This is a genomic window from Parasaccharibacter apium (genome assembly GCF_002917995.1).
GTDB lineage: Bacteria > Pseudomonadota > Alphaproteobacteria > Acetobacterales > Acetobacteraceae > Bombella > Bombella apis.
In genome coordinates this window covers 1-1,090 of the sequence record NZ_LMYH01000024.1, presented here as the reverse complement: position 1 = coordinate 1,090, position 1,090 = coordinate 1, and the positions used below count along the sequence as shown (strand labels likewise).

Below are 1,090 nucleotides of genomic sequence, written 5' to 3'. Positions count from 1 at the left end.
GATGGGGAGGTTCGCCGTGAGATGACGCAGAACCTTGTGATTGCAAGCTTCCGGCACGGGACCAGCCGCGCGCTCGATCCGCAGCTCCACAGTCACAACGTCATTTTGAACATGACGCAGGGCCAAGACGGTCAATGGCGGAGCTTGGAACCACGGGCCCTTTATCAACTCCAAAAGCAGCTTGGCGCGCTTTATCGCCAGGAATTGGCGCATGAGGTGACAGAGCTGGGCTACGGGATCACCAAAGGCAAAGATTCAAGCTTTGAGATTGCCGGTCTCTCTTCTGAGAGCTTGGAGGCATTTAGCCAAAGAGCGCAGGCGATCGAGGCGCAACTGGCGGAACGTGGAAAGTCCCGTGCTCAGGCCAGTGCAGCCGAAAAACAGACGATCGCGCTGGATACCCGCCAAGCCAAAGAAGCCGTGCCCCAGGCTGAACTCGTGCAGGCTTGGAGAGAGGCCGTTGATTCAGCGGGACTGACGGAGGAAAAGCGCCGCCAGCTTGTGGCAGAGGCTCAGGGGCGCCTGGCGGCGCAATCGGCTCAAAAGAGTTCCAACGCGTTTGGCCGGGAGCTGTTGGCGGATCAGGCTGTTGCTCAAGGGGCGGCGATGCTGGGCGAGCGCAATTCTGTCTTTGCCACGACTGCGCTGCATGAGGCGGCAGGACGCTTTGCGATTGGTGCGGTCAGTCAGGCCGAGATTGCCGAGGCGATCACACGGGCTGAGACGGCTGGCGGCCTGGAAAGGCGGACCTATCTCGATTATCGGGGGGCAAGCTTTGAGGGGATGACGACGGCGGCCAATATCGCCCATGAGATGACGCTCTTGCGACTTGAAGAGGACGGACGGCACCAAGCGGCGCCCATCCTCTCACCCCTTGAGGCTGGCAAAGCCGTGGCTGAAGTCGAGCAGCGCTCAGCCCTCAAAGGGCATACCTGGAATGAAGAGCAGCGGGCCGCGACCACTCAGATCCTCACGAGCAACAATCAGATCGTTGGACTCCAAGGCTACGCAGGCACTGCCAAGACATCGACGGTCTTGGCAACGGTTGCAAAGAGTGCGGAAGCGCAAGGCTATCGCGTCACAGCCCTGG

The 1,090-nt window shown here is 60.5% G+C and carries 1 protein-coding gene; it reads left to right on the top strand.

What is annotated here, in order from left to right:
• Positions 1-21: 21 nt before the first annotated feature.
• A partial coding sequence (mobF, locus tag ASO19_RS08995) for a MobF family relaxase (protein WP_258036106.1) occupies positions 22-1,090 on the top strand: 1,069 nt, incomplete at its 3' end.